Origin of the sequence: Deinococcus psychrotolerans (assembly GCF_003860465.1) — a bacterium.
Lineage (GTDB): Bacteria > Deinococcota > Deinococci > Deinococcales > Deinococcaceae > Deinococcus > Deinococcus psychrotolerans.
In genome coordinates this window covers 298,351-317,924 of sequence record NZ_CP034185.1, presented here as the reverse complement: position 1 = coordinate 317,924, position 19,574 = coordinate 298,351, and the positions used below count along the sequence as shown (strand labels likewise).

Sequence of the window (19,574 nt, the reverse complement as noted above, 5' to 3'; positions counted from 1 at the left end):
TGAGCGCCGCAGCGTTTAATTTGTCACAATGGCTTTGTGGTTTCTGCTCCAAGGGAAAGTGAGAAAGGATTGAGGCCGGCCATCCGCGACGATTTGACTCTTCTGCCTCTCCGGGCAGCTTTAACGTTTGATTTTTTGCAGTTGGGCGGCAAACGGCCCGCCAGCTTGCTGATGTGCGACCTCGACCACCTCAAGCTCATCAATGACACGCTGGGCCACGCGGCTGGAGATCAAGCGCTCAGAACCCTCAGCGCTGCGCTGGACAGCCATCAGCGCCCAGACTGGCAGGCTTACCGCCTCGGCGGCGACGAATTCGCTCTGCTGGCTCCGGTGCCTGCCGCCGAACTGCATCTCTGGGCGCAGCACTTGCTCAGCAGCGTGCAGCGGGCCAGCTTACCTATCAGCGTCAGTGTCGGTATTGCCGAAGTCGCGCAGAATGCTGACCTCGGGCAGGTCTTGGCCCAGGCCGACCAGCGCTTATATGCCGCCAAGCGGCGCGGCAAAGCCCAAATCATCAGCCAGGACGTGGAAAGTCCTTTTGAAATGCCGACACCGCGCCTTTTGGAACGGGGGCCGGCCTTGGATCAGGGCACTCAGTTTCTGCGGGCGGCCTTTCAGGGCCAAGCCGCCGAACTCCTCGTCCACGCGCCGCCGGGCGGCGGGCTGAGCGCTTTTTTACAGCATTTGGAAGTGGTGGCCCGCACGCTGGGCTACCAAACCCTGCACCTGTCCGGCAGCGCCGCGCGGGAATGCCAGCATTACGGCGTTTGGGATCAGGCCACCTTGAACGGGCAGCGCCTCAGCGGCCAGCACCTGACCCCCGCCGCCCAGCCCTTGGCCATCCTCCTTGACCGGCCTGAGTGCTTTGACGCAGCCACTTTATTAGCTCTGCAACCGCTGCTGCGCACCGCTCAGGTGGTGCTGCGCGGGCAAGCGGGAAAACCCGCGTCCGCCGCACTCACCGGGCTGAGTTCCAGCCAGATCACTTTGGAGCCGCTGAGCGAAAACGCGCTCGGTGAGCTGCTAGGCCGCGAACGGCTGGAGCCGCAGACGCGCCGCTGGCTTTATCAGCGGGCGGGCGGCTTACCGGCACCGACCCTGCGCTGGCTGGCCGCCCTGCGGCTCGAAGCTTCGCTGCGCCGCGAAACGCTGACCCACCTGCTGTCGAGTTTGACGAGCGACTGGGAAACAGCCGTTGCCTATCAGTTGACCCAGCCGCTGCTGTGGCCCCGGCCCCTGCTGTATGGCCGGCGTGCAGAACTGCAAGAAGCAGTCAAGCGGCTGAGTCTGGGCCACCTGCTCACCATCACCGGGCCAGCCGGACGCGGCAAAACCCGCTTGGCCGAGCAACTCTTGGGCGAGTTGGGCAGTCATTTCGCCCGCGTTCAGAGTGTCAGCCTCAGCGGCACGCTCGGGCCTGAGATGGCGCTCTCCCGCCTCGCCGAAGTGCTGTTGGGCCGTCCCAGCGAACGGGTCGATTTGGCCAGTCTGGGCCGCTTGCTGGCGCGGCAACCCACCTTGCTGCTGCTTGATGAACCTGCCGAGCAGCAGTTGAGCGCTCAGATGCTCGAAACGCTGCTTTCCTCCGCGCCGCTGAGCCGCATTATCGTCACGGCTCGGGCTCCGCTGGGCGCACAGCACGAAAGCGTCTTGGCTTTGGAGCCGCTCAGCGAGCAAAGCGTGACGGCGGCCCTGCAAGAGAAAAGCCGGAGCCGCCTGAGCACCGCGCAGCTCAGGCAAATGGCTGATTGGATCAGCGGCGAACCGCTGCGCTTGTCGGCGGCCGCCGCGCTGCTGAGCGCTGATCCGGCCAGTGCCGCCCAGCGCCTCGGGAGCGGGGAGCCTTGTCCAGCTTGGCTTTTGCTGGGCGGTTACGAACGCCGGGTGCTGGCCGCGCTGAGCAGCGTCAGCGGCCCGTTTGAACTGAGCTGGGCAGAAGCGCTGTCGGGCGCGTCACCGTTTTTGTTGGGAGCGCTGCGCGATCAGCAGTATCTTCAGGCGGTAGGCGGCGGCCTTTACCGGCTGGCTGGCGCTCTGGGCGCGGGAGCACAGGCCATTTGGCACACTTCACCTGACCTGCGCCGCCAAGTTGGCCAGCGGGCGCTGAGGCAGCTTCAGCAGCTCCTCGGCGCTCAACCGGAAGGCAGCGCCGCTTGGTACATGCAACTCGATCAGCATTACCCGACGGTGAGGGCGGTGGTGGCCGGTTTGCTGCTGCGCCCCGCTCCGCCAAGCCGCGAGCTGGCCGAGGTGCTGCTCAGCTTGCTGCCTTACCGCTTGTCGCGGGGCTACTTGCCCGAAGCCCGCGCCGAGCTGGAACTGGCTCTCCAGCGCGGCGCGGCGATGGACGTGGGTTGGCGTCAGCGCCTTGGACTGGCCCTCGCTTCGGTGGCCCAGCAGTGCGGCGACCACGCGGCGGCGCAAACGTATCTCAGCGGCCTGACGCAGCCGAACTCGCTGGCCGAAGCGTCGCTCATCGAAGCCCGCTTGCTCCACCGCCGCAGCTTGTATGTCCAGAGTCACGCGCTTTACCGGGCCATCGGCGCTCAGCCGGACTTGCCGCTGCGCCTGAGGGTAAAGGCGATGGACGGCCAAGCCCGCGCCGCCGTTTATTTGGGTCAACTGAACGAAGCTCAGCACCAAATCGGGATTGTGGTGAACCACGTCGAGCGTCACCTTGAAGAATGGGGCGAACTCCTGCTTAGCGACGTCCTGAACACGGCGGCGTTGGTGGCCACCGAGCAGCGCCGTCTCAGCGACGCCAAAGCGTTGTTTGAGCGGACGCTGGAGATTCATCGCCGCTACGGGCACCGCGCTGGGCTGACGCTCAATTTGACGGGCCTGGCCTGGGTCTTGCTGCTCAGCGGCGACTTCCAGCGCAGCGCTGAACTGACCCGCCAAGTGCTGCGCCAAGCCCAAGACGCCGGACGCCTGTGGGAAGAAGCCAACGCCCTGATCAATTTGGGCCACGCCTTGACCCGCAGTGGCGAGCTGGCGCAAGCCCGCCAAACCTACCGGCAAGGCGGCACGTTGGCGCTGCAACACGACGCACCTTCTTTGGTGGCCGAAGCGCTGGGCGGCCTCGCCGAAGTGCTGAGCGGCGAAGGTCAGCAAGGACTTGCCCGCAGCGTGCTGAGCGCGGCGCTCGCGCACGCTGGGTCAAACGCGGAGATGCGCCAGTATTTTTCTGCCCTGATCGCCAAGCTCGGGCCGCTGCCGGTATTCACTGAACCCGGCGGGTCGGCAGATTGGAAGCAGTGGCTACAGAGTTAAGGAAAAAAGATGGCAGGAAAAGTGCTGCTCAGTACACCGCTCCGCCCCGTTCCTCCGCTTGATCGGACGCGCCCGTCAGATCAGCTTTGAACTTGCTGGCGAGTTCCCGCGTCGCCCTCGCCAGCAGCGAAGTGTCTACTCCCACTGCCACGAAGGTGCAGCCCAGCTCCAGATACCGCCTCGCCTGCGCTTCGTCGCTGGTCAGGATGCCCGCCGCCTTGCCCGCCGCCTGAATGCGGGCAACCGCGTCCTCAATGGCGCTGATGACTTCGGGGTGGTTGGGGTTTCCGAGGTGGCCGAGACTGGCGCTGAGGTCAGCGGGGCCGATGAACAGGCCCGCTACCCCTTCTACGGTGGCGATTTCGTCTAGGGCCGCCAAGCCGGAGCGCGACTCGATTTGCACCAACAAGCAAATTTCAGCGTCGGCCCGCGTCACGTAATCGGCCACGCGGTTCCAGCGCGAAGCACGCGCCAGAGCGCTGCCCACGCCGCGAATGCCCTGCGGCGGATAGCGGGTGGCCCGCACCAGCTCACGGGCTTGCTCGGCGCTTTCTACCATCGGCACCAAAATGGTCTGGACACCCAAATCGAGGTACTGCTTGATCATCCAGGGTTCGCCGCTGGGCGGGCGCACGATCGGCGTGACCGGATAAGCCGCCAGCGCTTGAAGTTGGCGCAAGGTACTGCGGACGTCATTCGGCGCGTGTTCGCCGTCAATCAACAGCCAGTCGAAGCCCGCTCCGGCGCTGATCTCAGCGCAGTAGGAATCGGCCAGGCCCAGCCACAGCCCGATTTGCGGCTTCCCGGCTTGCAAGTGCAGGGCAAAGGTATTCACGAGGTTGCTCACAGGGAAAACCTGAACCCAATGCCGCCCAACTCGCCGTAATCGGCGTGGAAGGTGTCGCCCGCCGCAGCGTCTACCGGACGGGTAAACGAACCGGCCAAGATGGTTTGCCCTGCCCTGAGCGTCACGCCGTGCGGGTGCAGTTTGTTGGCCAACCACGCCACGCCGTTGGCCGGGTGGTTGAGCACACCAGCCGCCACGCCGGTTTCTTCGATGACGCCGTTGCGGTAGAGCAGAGCGCCCACCCAGCGCAGGTCGACAGCGTCAGGACGCACGGGACGGCCCCCCAAAACGATGCCCGCGTTGGCGGCGTTGTCGCTGATGGTGTCATAGACTTTGCGGGTTACGCCGGTTTCTTTATCGGTGCGCTCGATACGGGCGTCAATGATTTCGATAGCCGGAACGACGTAAGCTGTGGCCTTCAAGACATCAAAGACGCTGCAATTGGGGCCGCTCAAGTCGCTTTCCAGCAAAAAGGCCAACTCCACTTCCACTTTCGGCTGAGTAAACCGTGAAATAGGCAACTCAGAACCCTGATTAAACACCATATCGTCAAGCAGCACGCCATAATCCGGTTCGCTGATATTGGATGACATTTGCATAGCGCGGGAAGTCAGACCTATTTTGTGGCCGTAAATACTGCGCCCCTTGCTGACTTTGTGGGCCACCCAAGCGGCCTGCACGGCGTAGGCATCTTCAATGGTGATTTCGGGATATTGAAGCGAAAGTTGACGAATTTGAACGCGCGTTTGCTCGGCTTCGTGGAGCCTGAGCACCGCGTCCTGAATTTGATCGGGCGTCAGCATTTTTGCTTCCTCATAGCGCCGCCTGCTTATACCGCTGGTGGATGTTGTTTTGCTTCCACATTTCCACTTCGCCGATTTCCAGCGACAGCGCGATTTTCCTTGACGAAAAGGCGTCGGCAAAATGTTCTTTCAGCACATCAAACAGCTCATCGCCGGTAATCTGCTTCATCTCCTCGCTCCGGCCCGTGCCGATTTTGAGGGTGACATGCACGAAAGCGTCGTCGTGTTGGCCGTCAGCGACGACGTATTCGGTCAGCTTGACGGCGCGGGCGCGAATGCCGCCGATGGGGTAAACATCGCCCCTCGCCATCAGAACGGCGTTTAAGCTGGACAAAAGCTCACGAATACGCGGCTCTTTAAGGTTATCGGTGTATTCCACCGTTAAATGAGGCATTACGTCCGAGCTCCCTCATCGGCAATGAGCGGTTCGGCACTCTCATCTTCCCATTGAATGTCATTTTCTAAGGCTTCTAGGCCGTCAATCTCCAAGCGCATCACGTCGCCGGGCCCCACGTGGCTGACCCCTTTGGGCGTGCCAGTCAAAATGACGTCGCCCGCTTCCAGAGTCATGAAGCGTGACATAAATTCAATCAGTTCGGGGGCTTTTAAAATCATGTCGCGGGTGTTGCCTTCTTGTCGCAACTCGCCGTTGACGTAGGCCCGCAGGCCCAGGTTGTAGGGGTCGGGCACTTCGTCGGCACTGACCAGATACGGCCCCAGCGGCCCGAAGGTGTCCCAGCCTTTGGCCCTCATCGGCGGGCGGTAATAGTTGGAGACGTAATCGCGCACCACCAAGTCGTTGGCGATGGTGTAGCCGCCCACGTAGTCTTCGGCATCCTTGGCCTTGACCCGCCGAGCGTCACGGCCAATCACGATGCCGAGTTCGACTTCATAGTGCATAAACTTCGCGCCGCGCGGGTAAATCACCGTTCCGCCGTGCGGCAAGAGGCTGGTGTTGGGCTTGAGAAACATCACCGGCTCCTCGGGGGCCTTGAAACCCAGTTCGGCCACGTGGTCGGCGTAATTGAGAGCCAGCGCGATGACTTTGCCGGGCTTGAGCGGCAGCAGAAATTGCACGTCCTCGGGGCGGTGCGTTTCGCCTGCCGCGTCATAGAGCAGGCCATCTTTGAGAACGCCGTTGTGCTGGCGGCCTTTTGAAATGAATCGGGCGGTTTTCATGAATTTGATCTTTCCATTGGTTGTTTTTTCATAACAGGACTCCCATTTTTTCTACTTCCGGCGGCAAGACGTCGGTCAGACCCCTGTAGGTGCCCCCAAAGTAAGCCAGCGGCACTTTGTCGCTAATGTAGGTGGCCTGAACTTCGCCCACGAACAGGGTGTGGTCGCCGCCTTCGTACGTTTGGTATTTGGAGCAGGCCAACTGCGCTGCCGCGCCGCTAAGCACCGGCAGGCCGCCGAGCTCGTTCCACGCAATGTTGAGGCCCGCGTCCGGACGGCCCGCGAAGTGGTTGCTGAGAAGCTGCTGACTTTGCGAGAGAATGTTGACCGCGAACGCCTCGCCCTCTTCCAAAACGGCGTGCATCACGGCCCGCTTATCCACGCTGATGAGAATCAGCGGCGGATTCATGCTGACCGAAACGAAAGCGCTGGCGGTCATGCCGCGTTTTTCGCCGTCTTGTAGGGCGGTGATGATGGTTACGCCGCTGGCAAACCTGCCAAGCGCGGCGCGGAACTCTTGGGAGGAGATGGGCATTCGGCTCCTTTTGGGTGCGGGTGATGAAAGAACGATAACCGTATGGCCCGTAGCTCGTGGGACATGATATTTGCTGCCCTCTATTCGGCAAAAGCCGTTCGTCAGGGGCGGCGACGTGAAGAGAGCGGTGGACAACATGAACTTGTTTTTTTCGGCAAGCTGCACGCCAGCCTTCTCAGATCACATGCACCGGCAAGCCCACCAACTCGCCCGCCTTGGCCTCCACCCAGCCGCCTTTGAAGGCTTCCAGCGGCGCGGCTTCTTCAAACCAGCTTTTTGGTGTTTTTGCGCCCCATAGGGTCTGGCGGCGCGGATCATCCAGCGCCCAGCGAATCGGCTCGAAGTCGGGGTCGGCGGTGACGTAATCGCTGGTGTACAGCTCGATGCGGTGGCCGTCAGGGTCACGGATGTACAGGAAAAAAGCGTTGCTGACGCCGTGTCTGCCGGGGCCGCGCTCGATGGATTCGGGCATCCGCGCTCCAGCCAGAATGTCGCAGAGGCGAATAATGCTCTGCATATCGGGCATCCAGTAGGCAAAGTGGTGCAGCCTCGGCCCGGTGCCGTTGGTGAGCGCCAGATCATGCACGCTGCCCCGGCGCTGAATCCAGGCGGCCCAGATGCGGCCCTTGTCGTCCTCGGTAAATTCGCTGAGCCGAAAGCCCAGGTTGTCCATGTACCAGCGCATCACGCCTTCCACGTCGGGCGTCATGATGTTGATGTGATCAATGCGCTGAAGGCCCGCGCCCCGGTGCAGGTGGTAATCCTGGAGGAGCCACTGGTGCTTGACCGACTCAGCATAAAAGGCCACCGGCACGCCAAAGGGATCCTGAAAACGCAGCAGCTTGGGACGATCCAGCTCAGTTTCCCAGCGGTAGGGAATGCTTTGCCTGTCCAATAACGCAGTCATGGCGTCCAGATCGGCAGGCGTGCCCACCCGGTAGGCCAGATGCTTGACGCCCGCTTCCGGCGCGAGTTCCAGCTTGAGCGTCCACTCACGGTCCTCGTTGCCGCGCAGATAGAGTGCGCCTTCGGTTTCGTGAAGGATGTTGAGGCCCATCAGATCGACGTAGAAGTATTTGGAACGCTCCAAATCGGTGACGTAAAAAATACCGTGAGCGATGCGGATGACATTCGGCTGCTGAGCTGAAACAGGTTCAGTCATCAGCGCTCACCGGCTGCGGCACCGCTTGATTCGGCACATCCTGATTGAGAAAAGCCTGAATCCGCTCCACGAACGGCTCTTTGTCGTAGACCTCGTACAGGGCGCTGGCCATCCGGATCGGGTCGCCGAAAAAGTGCTTCTCGTAGAGGTTTTGCCGCGCCCCGAAACTGCTCAGCGTCATGTCCCAGGCCAGGCGGAAGAGTTTGAGGCGCTCCTCGGCGGTGGCGTTGGCTGCCTGCAAATGCTTGTCGATGAACGCGCCCAGCGGCCCCTCGCGGTCGGCTTTGCTCGGCATCATGATGATGCCCGACGCGCCCAGCAGCTGAATAATCTCGTTGAGGCGCGGATAGATCGCCGGGTAGTAATTGCGGGCAGCATCCAGCGGGCCACGTGCCGGAGTCATCACGCCGTACTGGTTAAGTGCCGCGCCCTCCACCGCCGCGACTTGCAGAGCTTTCATGACTTCCAGCGTCACGATGATCTCGCTGACTTTTTGCTGAACGTGCTGGAACTGGCCGCTGCCCACTGTCTGCACGATGCTCTGGGCCAGGCCGAGAAACGCGCCGGTTTTGGCAATTTTCTGGTTGACCACTTGGTAAGCCATCTGCAACACGGCGTCGGTTTTGGAGTAGGCCTGATTGGCCAGCGTCATGTCGTACATCAGGAAGACGCGCTCCCACGGCACCAGTACGTCGTCAAAGATCACGAAGGCGTCCTGCTCGTCAAAGCGGCTGCTCAGCGGGTGGTCTTCGGTGTCGCGGCCCAAGTCGAACGGCTCGCGGCACTGGAAGTACAGGCCCGGTGTGTTGGTTGGCAACCCGAAACCCATCGCGTAGCGGCTCTTGTCGCCGTTTTCTTTGATGACGGTGGACGGGAAAATCAGGATTTCGTCGGCAATCGGTAGGGTCGCCAGCATCCGAGCGCCGCGCACGATCACGCCTTCCTCAGTTTCGCGCACGATGCCCATGGCAATGTACGGGTCGGGCATTTCCGAGGCCTGCTTGCTGCGGTTGACCTGCGGATTGGTCAGCGAGTGGGTCAGGCACAGGTCATTTTCGCGCACGTAGTCGTAGTAGTTCCGCATATTCTCGGCAAAGTTGCGCCCGCTGCCAATTGCGCCGCTGCTCTCGCACTCATCGAAGTAAGCGCTGGCCATGCCCGCCGCCATCACGTTGGTGTTCATGTAATCGGGAGCGCGGCCCAGCGTGCCCAGCGAGTAATCGGCCCGGATGCGGTGCGCCTCGCCAATTTGACGCAGATCGTCTTTGGTTCGCGGCACTTTGAAACTCATGGCGTAGCGCTGGCCACCGTCCTCGTAGGTCAGTTTGTCCTTAAACTCCGGCGCAAGCTGCATGTCGTAGAGGCCCGCCAGCGAGTGGGCAATATTTTTGGTGGCGGGGTGGGTGGTCGGGTCGGTGACGGCTGCTCCGTCAATGTAGAGGTTGGGCGGATTGTGGCGAAGGCGGTCAAGGAACTGTTTTCCGGTTCTGGCTGGCATGTCACTCCTCCTGATTGTGGTACTTGAAAACTTTGATGAGATAACCATCGGGGTCGGTCACGAAAAAGCCGTAAGGCCCAGTTTTCTGTCGGTAGTCTTGACGCATATCCTGAACGCCGGAAGATTGGTCTGTCAGAGAAGCGATCAAGTCATCGACCTCGCATTCAGAATCAAGTTCCAAGCCCAGATAAGTCAAAGCAGAGGGGTCTGGAGCCGTCGCAACTGCGTCGAAGATGAGCCGACTGCCGCTGCTGAACTCAGCAAATAATCTACGTCCCTCATCATGGCGCGAGATCACCGCTCCCAGTGCCTGATAAAAATCTGCGGTACGTTCCAGATTGAGAGCCTTGAGAGCAACATGTTCGAGCGCGGCCACTTTAATTTCCTTTTTCTGATCGCGGCTGCTCCACGCCCAATTTCGCCGCCCGGTGCCCGTCCAGATTCACGGCGATATTCTTCGTTTCCATATAAAAATCAAAGCTGTAATCGCCGCCGTCGCGCCCGATGCCGCTGGCTTTCATGCCGCCGAACGGGCTGGGCAGGTGCCGCACATTCTCCGAGTTGACCCAGATCATACCCACGTCCAGGCCCTGCGCGAACCGGTGGGCGCGGGTCAGGTCGTTCGTCCATAAGTAGCCCGCCAGACCGTAAGGCACGTCGTTGGCGATGCGGAGGGCGTCGGCTTCGTCTTCAAAAGGAATAACCGTCAGCACCGGGCCGAAGATTTCTTCCTGAGCAATCCGCATGTCGCTGCGGGCGTTGGTGAACAGCGTCGGGCGCACATAGTTGCCCACTGCCCCGATGCGCTCACCGCCCACCGCCACCGTCGCGCCGTCTTGCTTGGCGATGTCGAAGTAACTGCACACTTTCTCGAACTGGCGCGGGTGAATCAGCGGGCCAACCTCGGTGGCAGGGTCGAGCGGGTCGCCCACTTTGATATTGGAGACGCGCTCAGCCAGCTTCTTTACGAAGTCGTCGTGAACGCTGCGTTCCACCAACAAGCGGCTTGAAGAGGTGCAGCGCTGTCCGTTGAGGCTGTAGAGCATGAACACGGCGGCGTCCAGAGCGCGGTCTAAATCGGCGTCGGCAAACACCACCACCGGATTCTTGCCGCCCAGTTCCAGATGCACCCGCTTGAGGGTGTCGGCCCCCTGCTTCTGAATCAGGCTGCCAGTGCTGCTCTCGCCGATAAAAGCAATCGCCTTAATGTGGGGATGCTCGGTGAGCGCCTTGCCCGCCGTTTCGCCGTAGCCGTGGACGAGGTTGATGACGCCCGCCGGAATTCCGGCTTCGTGCATGATCTCGGCCAGCAGCGTGGCCGTCACCGGACTCCATTCGGCGGGCTTGTGAACCACCGTGCAGCCGGACGCCAGCGCGGGCGCGATCTTCCAGCTCGAAAGCATAAAGGGCGTGTTCCAGGGGGTGATGATCCCGACGGGGCCAATCGGCTGGCGCAGGGTGTAATTCAAAAATCCGGCGGTGGGCAGGCTCAGCCCGTCCTGGGCAGCCTCTGCGCGGTCAGCGAAAAAGCGGAAGTTCTCGGCGGCCCGCACGGCTGCCGACTTCATGAAGCGGATGGCCTGGCCGGTGTCCATGCTCTCGGCCAGCGCCAGCTCCTCAGCGCGTTCTTCTATCAAGGCGGCGACTTTATAGAGCAGTTTGCGGCGGGCCTTACCGTCCAGCGCTTTCCAGGCGGGAAAAGCGTCCCAGGCGGCCTGTGCGGCGCGGTCAATGTCGCGGGCGTCTCCGCTGGCTGCCACCGTCAGCAGGGAGTTGTCGGTGGGCGTGTGGACTTCAAACGTCTCACCGCTGGCAGAGTCTTGCCACTCGCCGCCGATGAAGTGCTTGAGGCGGCGCTTGAAAAGGGTTTGGCGCAGTTGCTCGGCGGGCTTGGGGGAAGGTACGGCAGTCATTGAACCTCCTGAGTTGAACGAAGCAAATTGTCTTTGGCTCACTTTAAGCGCCCATCCCAACCTGTACAAGGGCTGAATCAACAAAAATCAGCGCTCAGTTTGTAGAATTCAACCAATGCCCAGCCTCAATGCCCTGCGCTCAGCCCTCTGCATTCCAGCGGAAGAGGAAGCCCATTTTCAAACGCTCGAAGAAGCCCAGAGGCTCCTGCCAAGCGCCCCCAGATCGGCCCTGAGAGCGGCTGCCTTGCGCTTGCTGGCACAGGAAAGCCTTCAAAGTCTGCCCGCCGCCGCTTCGCTGCTGACCTCGCTGGCAGCCACGTTGCAAAGCCACCGCCCAGAGCGGGAGCTGGTGCAGTGGCTGGCACTGGTCACGGGTGGGCAGGCGGAGTTGCGCTCAAGCTGGGGCGATACGGTGGCCAGAGCCGGAACGCCCAGCGGTGACCAGCACTTTGAGCAGCGCCTGACGTATGAAGGGCGCTCAATCGGCAGCCTGCATCTTTGGGCCGGTGCCGAGTGGCCAGTTCTGTTTGGACTGACGGCGGAGTTCGCCAAACTGGCCCGCCTGCAAGCGGCGGCGGCGGGCGCGTCTCGGCGGCGGGTGGGCGAGCGGGTGCTGGAAGCGCTGCTGTCGGGCGACGTGAGCGGCGCGTCTGTGCATGAGCCGTGCACGCTGGCGGCGCTCAGGCTCGCCCAGCCGCTCCCCCGCAGCGAGCGCAGCCGTGAAGCGCACATCGCAGCCCTAGACATCCTGTGCGGCGTGGGCGAGGGCTACTTCCGGGAAAGGGGGCTGAAGTGCTTGACGACGGTGCGGGGCGACAAAGCCATCTGGCTGTGGGACAGTCAGGGCTCGGCGGGGGAAGCAGCGGGCCTGCTCAGCGCCCTGCGAGCCGCCACCGAAACGGATTTCCGGTTGGGCGTCAGTGCGGCGCAGGCGAGTCAGGCGCGGGCGAGCACTGCTCTCGAACAAGCCGAACAAGCCCTCAGCAGCGTGCGGGCGGCGCGGGGTCTGATCGTATTCGAGCGGCTCGACCCACTCCAGGCATTGCTGGACGGCGCTGAAGCGCAGGCGCTCGCGGGGCAGCTGTTGGCCCAACTGCGGGGAAGCGATCCGGGCGGCAAGTTGGAAGAAACTTTGCGACGCTACCTGAGTTTTGCCGGTTCACTGGGTATGCTGGCCACCGAACTCAACATTCATATCAACACCCTGCGCTACCGCCTGAGCCGAATAGAAGAGGTACTGGGCGGTAAACTCGGTGAACCGGCATTTGTGGCGCGGGTGTTCTTGGCGCTCTCAGCGGTAGAAAAAGGGCACTGACCTCTCTAAGCCAGCGCCCTGAAACACAAAACTCTTTAAGCCGAGGCCGCTTCCAGATTGATCTGCTTGGAGAGCTGGGTCAACTTCTGATCGGTGTCTTTTTCTTCTTGTTCGCTGGCCGCCAGCAAATCGGCGTGCTGCCCGAAGCCCAAAACCTCGGCGTAGGTGCGGACGGTGCCGTATCCGGCGATTTCGTAATGCTCCACCCGCTGCCCAGCGGCGATCAGACCCGCGTCTTTGACGGCAGACACAGCTTTTTCTTTGATCATGTCGTTGCCTTCAGCGACCAGACCCTGCATGGCCTTGCAGGTGCGGCCGGTCGGGTCTTCGCCGAGGTCGGCAAAAATGCTCTCTAAGCGCTGAATCTGCTGCTGGGTTTCGACCAAGTGGTCGGTGAAGCCCTGCTTGAGTTCGGGCGTGCTGGCGGCGTCGGCCATTTTGGGCAGCGCCTCGGTGAGTTGCGTTTCCGCCGAATACAGACCTCGCAGTTGCTCAACGTACAAGTCCTTGAGGTCGTTCATTTTCATCCCTAATCCGAAGAGTGCCATTGTTTCCTCCTGAAGCGCTCGGTTGATCTTGCCCATTGTGCAGAAAACTGGCCGAGAAGCCGTGGGAAGCGGCTCAATTTTTGTTGAGCTGGCGTTGAGGTAGGGCTGAATTCTGAGCAGAGCTTCATCTGAATTTGGAAAAGCATAACGGCATCTAAGCAGGCGCTTGAATGTCCCTTCAGAGAGTGGGAGAACTCGCCTTTTGGGGGGCGGTCAGGCGGCTCAATATTCGGCATGACCTAGACAAACTCCAGCCACCGTTCCCGCCGCTGAGGTGGCGACCTGCTTATGTGCTTTGGGTATCGGACGATTTGAGCCAGATCAGTGAGCAGATGCTGCATCCCGACGGCGGCGAAGTGGTGAACGGATGAGGAGCTTACTATGACCAATATTCAGAAGAGCGGTTTTCAAGAAGCGGCCCGCAAGGCCTTTTTTCAGGGCGGCAACGGCGGCCAGATGCAGGACACCGAGCGGGTCGCCGTCGGTGCACTGGGCCTTGGCCTGCTGATTTTGGGCTTGGGCGGCGGCGCAGGGCGCAGGCTGCTGGTGGGAGGGCTCGGCTTGGGCCTGACTGCTGTGGCTGTACGCGGCAGCAATCCGCTGGCGACTGCCATCAAGGTGGAGCAAAACAACGCGGGCCAAACTTTGATCAGCGAGGCGGTCACGGTGAACAAGAATGCGGCCGAGTTGTACGACGTCTGGCGCGACCTCGATAAGCTGCCAAATTTGATGAGCCACCTTCAGAGCGTGGTGGTGCTGAGTGAGAAGCGTTCGCGCTGGACGGTCAAGGCTCCGCTGGGCAGCGTCAGTTGGGAAGCCGAGATCACCGCCGACGAGCCGGGTAAGCGGCTGGCTTGGGCCTCGCTGCCGGGTTCCAGCATCGACAACAGCGGCGAAATTCTGTTTAGGCCCGCACCGGGCGGACGCGGCAGCGAAGTGGTGGTGCGGCTCAAGTACCGTGCGCCGCTGGGCACCGCTGGGGTGGTGGCCGCCCGCATCGCCGGACAGGAACCGGCTCAGCAGCTCAGAGACGATTTGATGCGCTTCAAGCGCGAGCAGGAACTCGGTTTTGCGCCCACCACCCAGGGACAAAGCAGCGGCAGAGCGGGAGGCGCGAAATGAAAGCAGTTCTCTGGCAAGGCACCAACCACGTCAGCGTAGAAACCGTTCCCGACCCCACCTTGCTATTGCCCAGCGACGCCATCGTGCGGGTCAGTTCGACGGCCATCTGCGGCTCGGATCTTCACCTGCTCGACGGCTTTATTCCCAGCATGGAAAAGGGCGACATTCTCGGCCACGAGTTTATGGGTGAGGTCGTGGAAGTGGGCCGCGATGTTAAGACGCTCAAGGTCGGCGATAGGGTCGTCATTCCGTTTAATATCGCCTGTGGAACTTGCGATTACTGCCAGCGCGGGCTGTTCAGCGCCTGCGACAACTCCAACCCCAATCACCGAATGGCAGAGGCCCTCTACGGCGCGACCAGCGGCGGCGGCCTGTTCGGCTACTCGCACCTCTACGGCGGCTACGCGGGTGGACAGGCCCAGTACGTGCGGGTTCCGTTTGCCGACGTGGGCGGCTTCAAAATTGAGACCGACTTGCCCGACGAGCAGGTGCTGTTTTTGACCGATATCTTCCCCACCGGCTATCAGGCTGCCGAGAACTGCAATATCGTCAGGGGGCGCGACGTGGTGGCGGTGTTCGGCGCGGGGCCAGTCGGCCAGTTCGCCGCCCGCAGCGCCCAGATGCTCGGGGCGGCCAAGGTGATTATCGTTGACCGCTTCCCTGAGCGCCTGCGGCTGGCGGCCGAGGCCGGAATAGAAACCATCAATTACGAAAAAGAGGACGTGCTGATCGCCCTCAAGGAAGCCACCGGCGGGCGCGGCCCCGATCACGTCATTGACGCGGTGGGCTTGGAAGCGCACGGGCACGGCCCCGGAGCGCTGCTCGACACCGCCCAGCAGAAGATGAAACTGACCTTTGACCGCATTACGGCGCTGCGCTGGGCGATTTTGAGTTGCGCCAAGGGCGGAACCGTGAGTATGCCGGGCGTCTACGGCGGCCTGGTCGACAAATTGCCGCTGGGCGCAGCGTTTGCCAAGGGCCTGACCTTCAAAATGGGTCAGACGCACACCCACCGCTACATCAGGCCGCTGCTGGCGCACATCGAGGCAGGCGACATCGACCCCAGCTTCGTGATTACCCACCGGGCCGCCCTGGCCGACGCGCCGCAGCTCTACAAGACCTTCCGCGACAAGCACGACGGCTGCATCAAGGTGGTGCTCAATCCGTGGGGCGAGGCAGCGCAAGGGGTGAAGCAGGCTTAAATTAGGTAGACAAGAAGCAGGGTATCCCCTTTCGAGGAATACCCTGCTTCTTATTTTGAGCTGGCGAGCGCCCTTATTTGGCGTTCAGGTGGTACAACTCGATCCCCAGCGCGGTGCGGTTGAGGAACCCCTTCCAGTAGGTGTCGTCGGCTTTGAGCGTGCCGTCGGCGTTGCGGCTGTACTTGCCGTCCTGGGCAATCGGAGTGGGCACGTTGAGGTAAGCGGCCTCGTCGGTTTTGCCTTTCAGGCGGTAATCGAGGAAGGCCGTCACGAAATGCTCGTTGAGGTTGTTGAGACGCTGCATATCCCAGACCGCTTCGGAGTAATGCGTATAGTCGTCGATGCTGCTGTAGCTGGCCGCAGGCGGCGGATTAGGCGCGGCATTGTGGCGGGCATTTTGGTAGACCACCATGTAACGGTCGGAATTGACAGCATTTTCAAACAACGGCTTGACGCCGTTCTGGTAGTAAGCCACGTCATCTTGGCTGCCCACCAGAAACAGGGTCGGCACCTTGACAGCGGCGAGCCCCTCTTTGTTCCAGAAGCCGAACTCGGCCCCGCTGTTGACTCCAATGCCTTTAACGGCGGCGTCTCCACCCCAAGGTGCAAAGGCCACCACCGCTTTGAGGCGTGGGTCAACCGTGAACTGGCCGAGCTGCCGAGCTGTGAGCGCGTTACCGGGCACGAAGCCCAGCACCTGATCGGCAAAGCCCGCACCCGCGAAATTGAGCGCACCGTAGCCGCCCATGCTATAGCCGAGCAGCGCCATGTTATTGGCATCCACCAGATTGTTCAGGAAGCCGCTGCCCGAAGTCGAGAGGGCTGCCACGGCGTCCAGCACGGCCTGGTCGTCTTGCGGGCGGTTGAGCAGGGTGCTGGCGAACGCGGCCTTGTCGGCGTTGGTGCTGTCGGTGTGGTCAATCGAGGCGACCACGTAGCCCTTGCTGGCGAGGTTCTCGGCGAGGTAGCTCATCAGGTAGCGGCTGCCGGGGTAACCGTGCGAGAAGATGACCAGCGGGTATTTGCCGCCTGCCGCGTTAGGAGCGGCGTCGCGGGCGGCGTGGCCTGGAAACTGAAACGCAACCACGGGGTGCTTGGGATCGCCGGGGCCGCTGCCGAGGTAATCGGTGTAGCTGGTCATCTGGCTCTGGTCAGCAGCGAGGGTGGCCGGATACCAGACTTCCACCGTCAGCGGTCGGTCATAGCGCGGCAGGGGGTTGGGCGCAGGACTGACAGCGGCAGCCTTGGCAATGTCGAGGACATCTTTGCGGACGAGCGAAATGGTTCGCACACCCACCGCGTACTGACCGCGTGCGCTGAGGGCTGGAGCGTCGGGGCGCACCTCGCCGGGGTAAGACGCGCTGCCCATAACGGGAGCGGTCTGGGCCAAGCTGACACTGGCCGAGCAAGTGAGCAGGACGGTGAGGACCAAGGCGAACGGGCGTTTGAGCGTGTGAGCCATAGCGAGAACCCTCCAAAGAATGGGAAGGCCGTAAGCGCAGCAGACGAAAAGAGACGCCGCGCTCACGGCAAGGTTAAAAACGTGCCGCAGTTTGAACTCGGTTCAACTTATTCTTGCTTGGACAGCATAACGCACAAATTAAATGGCAGGCCCGTTTGCGCTCCGCGCCACCAGAGTCAGGATGCTGTAGGTCGCCACCAGCACATCATTCTGGTTGGTCACGTCCACATGCCACTTGACGACTCCAGTGGGCGTCTCGCCTTCGCGCGTTTCCTTGGCGGTCTTGCTCTGCACCGTCAGGCGGGCGCGGATGGTGTCGCCAAAGCCGACGGGTTCGGTGAAGCGGAGTCCTTCCAGGCCGTAATTGGCCAGCACCGGCCCCACGCCGGGATCGACGAACAGGCCCGCCGCCGCCGCCAGCACCAAGTAGCCGTGCGCCACCCGCTTGCCGAACAAGCTGTCCTTAGCCGCGATCTCATCGGTATGGGCGTAGAACCTGTCACCGCTGAGGCCCGCGAAGGCGCTCACGTCCGACTCGGTGATGGTGCGGCGCGGGGTCAGCAGGCTGTCGCCCACCTTCAGCTCGTCGAAATTCTTGCGGAACGGGTGAACGCCGTCGTCGGTGACGGCTGCGCCGCGCACGTACTCGCCAGTGATGGCGGTCAGGGTGGTGGGATCGGCCTGAATGGCAGTGCGGATCAGGTAATGCTTGACCGCCCGCAGTCCGCCCAGTTCCTCGCCGCCGCCCGCTCTGCCGGGGCCGCCGTGCTTGAGCTGCGGCAGGGGTGAGCCGTGTCCGGTGGATTCCTTGGCGTCGTCGCGGTTGAGAATCAGAATGCGCCCGTGGGTGGAGGCCATGCCAAAAAACAACTCGCGGGCTTCGGGCCGGTCATGGGTGACGATGCTGGCGGCCAGAGAGCCGCGCCCCAGGCGGGCGAGTTCGGCGGCCTCGTCCAGGTCGGCGTAGGGCATCAGCGTAGCAACCGGGCCGAACGCTTCCAGTTCGTGGGCGGTGTGGTTGGTGAGGGGCTGGTCGGCCAGCAGCAGGGTCGGGGCCATGAACGCGCCGCTGTCCCAGTCGCCGCCGAGCAGTTCGGGACGCTCATCTCCGATCAGGACTTCGGATTCGGCCTTGAGTTGACGCAAGACCTCGGCCACGTCGTCGCGCTGGGACGCGCCCACCAACGGCCCCATCCGCACGTCCTCGCGGCTGGGGTCGCCCATCGTGATGCCGCTGAGGCGCTCGCGGATGGCCTGCGTTACATCTTCCACACGTTCACGCGGCACGATCACCCGGCGGATGGCGGTGCATTTCTGGCCCGCCTTGCTGGTCATTTCGTTGACCACCTCGCGCACGAACAGGGCAAATTCCGGCGCGTCGGGTGTGACCGTCTGGCCCAGCACGATGCAGTTGAGGCTGTCTGCCTCGGTGTTGAACGGCACGCTGCGGCGCACGATGTTCGGATGGACTTTCAGCTTGCTGGCGGTGGCCGCCGAGCCGGTGAAGGTCACGGTGTCCTGCTCCTGCAAGTGTTCGAAGAGGTCGCCGGTGCTGCCGCTGATAAGTTGCAACGCTCCTTCCGGCAATAGGCCCGATTCGTGAATGGCCCGCACCACCGCCTCGGTCACATAGGCCGTCTGCGAGGCGGGCTTGACGATGGCCGGAACCCCCGCGATCAGGTTGGGGGCGATCTTTTCCAGCATGCCCCACACTGGAAAGTTAAAGGCGTTGATGTGCACGGCCACGCCCTCGCGCGGCACCAGCACGTGGCGGCCAATGAAGCTGCCGCCCTTGCCGAGCAGATTGATATCGTCTTCCAGCACGAACTTCTGGGCGGGCAGGTCGCGGCGGGCCATGCTGGAATAGCTGAATAGCGTGCCGATGCCGCCGTCAACGTCGACGAGGTTGTCGCGGCGGGTGGCTCCGGTCAGGTGCGAGAGGGCGTTGAACTCGGCCTTGCGCTCGTTGAGGTAGGCCGCTAGAGAGCGCAGCAGCCGCGCCCGCTGGTGAAAGTCCAGCTTGCGGAGGTTGCGCCCGCCGACATCGCGCCCGTATTTGAGGGCTGCCGCGAAGTCCACACCTTCCGAGGATACATAGGCGATGGGCTGGCCGTAAGCGGCGTCGCGGATTTCCTGCCCGCCTGTTGCGGCGTGCCACTGCCCCTGAATGAGCGAGGCGACTTGGATAGGACGGGGGAGCGTGGGGGATTGGGTCATGAAAGTTCCTCTTTGAATGGGGGATTATTCGCTTTGCTCACTCACCCCCTCCCAGCCTCCCCCCTCAAGGGGGAGGAGTAAAGGATTATGGGCGTTTGGCTTTGATGGACTGCTGGATTCGTTCTAAGACACCGTTCATATTTTCTCGCACTTCGTTATTCCAGAATCGCAGCGTCTCAAAACCGTGTTCAGCCATGTCTGCATCCCTAGTTTTGTCTTGCTCGCTGTTGAAATGCTGGCTGCCATCAACCTCTACAATTAAGTCACATTCATAGCAAACGAAATCCGCCACATAACGGCCCATCGGCTCCTGGCGGCGGAATGTGACACCGAGCTGCTTGCTCCGCAAATGTGTCCACAGCACTCGCTCTTCCGGCGTCAAATCCCGCCGTAATCTACGAGCGATTTCAACAGAAGGGCTCGTTCTAGGCGAGTACACGTCCGTATTCTAACGCCCTTGATCTGTTTACTCCTCCCCCTTGAGGGGGGAGGCTGGGA

Annotated in this window: 18 protein-coding genes; 5 read left to right on the top strand and 13 right to left on the bottom strand. The window is 62.0% G+C overall.

All coding sequences use genetic code 11. The annotated features are described in order from the left end of the window. The first annotated feature begins 36 nt into the window (after positions 1–36). Positions 37–3,273 (top strand): diguanylate cyclase domain-containing protein, encoded by a 3,237-nt coding sequence (locus EHF33_RS17515; RefSeq protein WP_277425557.1) that lies wholly within the window; start codon positions 37–39, stop codon positions 3,271–3,273. A 28-nt stretch (positions 3,274–3,301) separates the two neighbouring features. Here EHF33_RS17515 and hpaI read toward each other — a convergent pair whose 3' ends face one another. From hpaI to hpaE, 9 genes are all read right to left on the bottom strand, one after another. Beyond that, the gene (gene hpaI, locus EHF33_RS17510) at positions 3,302–4,108 is read right to left on the bottom strand and encodes a 4-hydroxy-2-oxoheptanedioate aldolase (RefSeq protein ID WP_124874580.1); all 807 of its coding nucleotides are present in this window, start codon (positions 4,106–4,108) and stop codon (positions 3,302–3,304) included. 8 nt (positions 4,109–4,116) lie between these two features. After that, positions 4,117–4,923, bottom strand: a complete 807-nt coding sequence (gene hpaH, locus EHF33_RS17505; RefSeq protein WP_124874578.1) for a 2-oxo-hept-4-ene-1,7-dioate hydratase — start codon at positions 4,921–4,923, stop codon at positions 4,117–4,119. 10 nt (positions 4,924–4,933) lie between these two features. After that, positions 4,934–5,317, bottom strand: a complete 384-nt coding sequence (locus EHF33_RS17500; protein ID WP_124874576.1) for a 5-carboxymethyl-2-hydroxymuconate Delta-isomerase — start codon at positions 5,315–5,317, stop codon at positions 4,934–4,936. After that, complete coding sequence (locus tag EHF33_RS17495; RefSeq protein WP_124874574.1) at positions 5,317–6,102, bottom strand: fumarylacetoacetate hydrolase family protein; 786 nt, start codon at positions 6,100–6,102, stop codon at positions 5,317–5,319. Before EHF33_RS17495 ends, EHF33_RS17500 begins: the two co-directional genes overlap by 1 nt. A gap of 28 nt (positions 6,103–6,130) precedes the next feature. Continuing rightward, positions 6,131–6,637 (bottom strand): flavin reductase family protein, encoded by a 507-nt coding sequence (locus EHF33_RS17490; RefSeq protein ID WP_124874572.1) that lies wholly within the window; start codon positions 6,635–6,637, stop codon positions 6,131–6,133. 175 nt (positions 6,638–6,812) lie between these two features. Further along, a complete protein-coding gene (gene hpaD / locus EHF33_RS17485; RefSeq protein ID WP_124874570.1) occupies positions 6,813–7,799 on the bottom strand; it encodes a 3,4-dihydroxyphenylacetate 2,3-dioxygenase in 987 nt (328 codons plus the stop codon). Then, positions 7,792–9,297, bottom strand: a complete 1,506-nt coding sequence (hpaB, locus tag EHF33_RS17480) for a 4-hydroxyphenylacetate 3-monooxygenase, oxygenase component (protein ID WP_124874568.1) — start codon at positions 9,295–9,297, stop codon at positions 7,792–7,794. The genes hpaD and hpaB overlap by 8 nt, the downstream gene beginning before the upstream one ends. Position 9,298: 1 nt before the next feature. Then, positions 9,299–9,673: a VOC family protein gene (locus EHF33_RS17475; RefSeq protein WP_124874566.1), complete on the bottom strand. Its 375-nt coding sequence runs from the start codon at positions 9,671–9,673 to the stop codon at positions 9,299–9,301. Position 9,674: 1 nt separating this feature from the next. Then, a complete protein-coding gene (gene hpaE, locus EHF33_RS17470; RefSeq protein ID WP_124874564.1) occupies positions 9,675–11,210 on the bottom strand; it encodes a 5-carboxymethyl-2-hydroxymuconate semialdehyde dehydrogenase in 1,536 nt (511 codons plus the stop codon). A 115-nt stretch (positions 11,211–11,325) separates the two neighbouring features. On the opposite strand from hpaE, the gene EHF33_RS17465 reads away from it, so the two are divergent. Beyond that, complete coding sequence (locus tag EHF33_RS17465; protein WP_124874562.1) at positions 11,326–12,525, top strand: PucR family transcriptional regulator; 1,200 nt, start codon at positions 11,326–11,328, stop codon at positions 12,523–12,525. 35 nt (positions 12,526–12,560) lie between these two features. On the opposite strand, the gene EHF33_RS17460 is transcribed toward EHF33_RS17465, so the two are convergent. Further along, positions 12,561–13,073, bottom strand: a complete 513-nt coding sequence (locus EHF33_RS17460; RefSeq protein WP_124874560.1) for a YciE/YciF ferroxidase family protein — start codon at positions 13,071–13,073, stop codon at positions 12,561–12,563. 170 nt (positions 13,074–13,243) lie between these two features. Between EHF33_RS17460 and EHF33_RS17455 the strand changes: the two genes are divergently transcribed. From EHF33_RS17455 to EHF33_RS17445, 3 genes are read left to right on the top strand one after another with little or no spacing between them, the layout of a single operon-like run. Continuing rightward, the gene (locus EHF33_RS17455; protein ID WP_124874558.1) at positions 13,244–13,444 is read left to right on the top strand and encodes a hypothetical protein; all 201 of its coding nucleotides are present in this window, start codon (positions 13,244–13,246) and stop codon (positions 13,442–13,444) included. Between the two features lie 10 nt (positions 13,445–13,454). Continuing rightward, positions 13,455–14,195: an SRPBCC family protein gene (locus tag EHF33_RS17450; protein WP_241191392.1), complete on the top strand. Its 741-nt coding sequence runs from the start codon at positions 13,455–13,457 to the stop codon at positions 14,193–14,195. Further along, positions 14,192–15,397: a zinc-dependent alcohol dehydrogenase gene (locus EHF33_RS17445; protein ID WP_124874556.1), complete on the top strand. Its 1,206-nt coding sequence runs from the start codon at positions 14,192–14,194 to the stop codon at positions 15,395–15,397. Before EHF33_RS17450 ends, EHF33_RS17445 begins: the two co-directional genes overlap by 4 nt. Positions 15,398–15,470: 73 nt before the next feature. On the opposite strand, the gene EHF33_RS17440 is transcribed toward EHF33_RS17445, so the two are convergent. The 3 genes from EHF33_RS17440 to EHF33_RS17430 all read right to left on the bottom strand — a co-directional run bounded on the left by EHF33_RS17440 (position 15,471) and on the right by EHF33_RS17430 (position 19,515). After that, a complete protein-coding gene (locus EHF33_RS17440; protein ID WP_124874554.1) occupies positions 15,471–16,859 on the bottom strand; it encodes an alpha/beta hydrolase family protein in 1,389 nt (462 codons plus the stop codon). Positions 16,860–16,997: 138 nt separating this feature from the next. Beyond that, positions 16,998–19,076: a phenylacetic acid degradation bifunctional protein PaaZ gene (gene paaZ / locus EHF33_RS17435; protein WP_124874552.1), complete on the bottom strand. Its 2,079-nt coding sequence runs from the start codon at positions 19,074–19,076 to the stop codon at positions 16,998–17,000. A gap of 85 nt (positions 19,077–19,161) precedes the next feature. Next, positions 19,162–19,515 carry an endonuclease domain-containing protein gene (locus EHF33_RS17430; RefSeq protein ID WP_124874550.1) on the bottom strand — a complete coding sequence of 118 codons (354 nt, stop codon included), beginning with the start codon at positions 19,513–19,515 and terminating at the stop codon, positions 19,162–19,164. Positions 19,516–19,574: the final 59 nt, after the last annotated feature.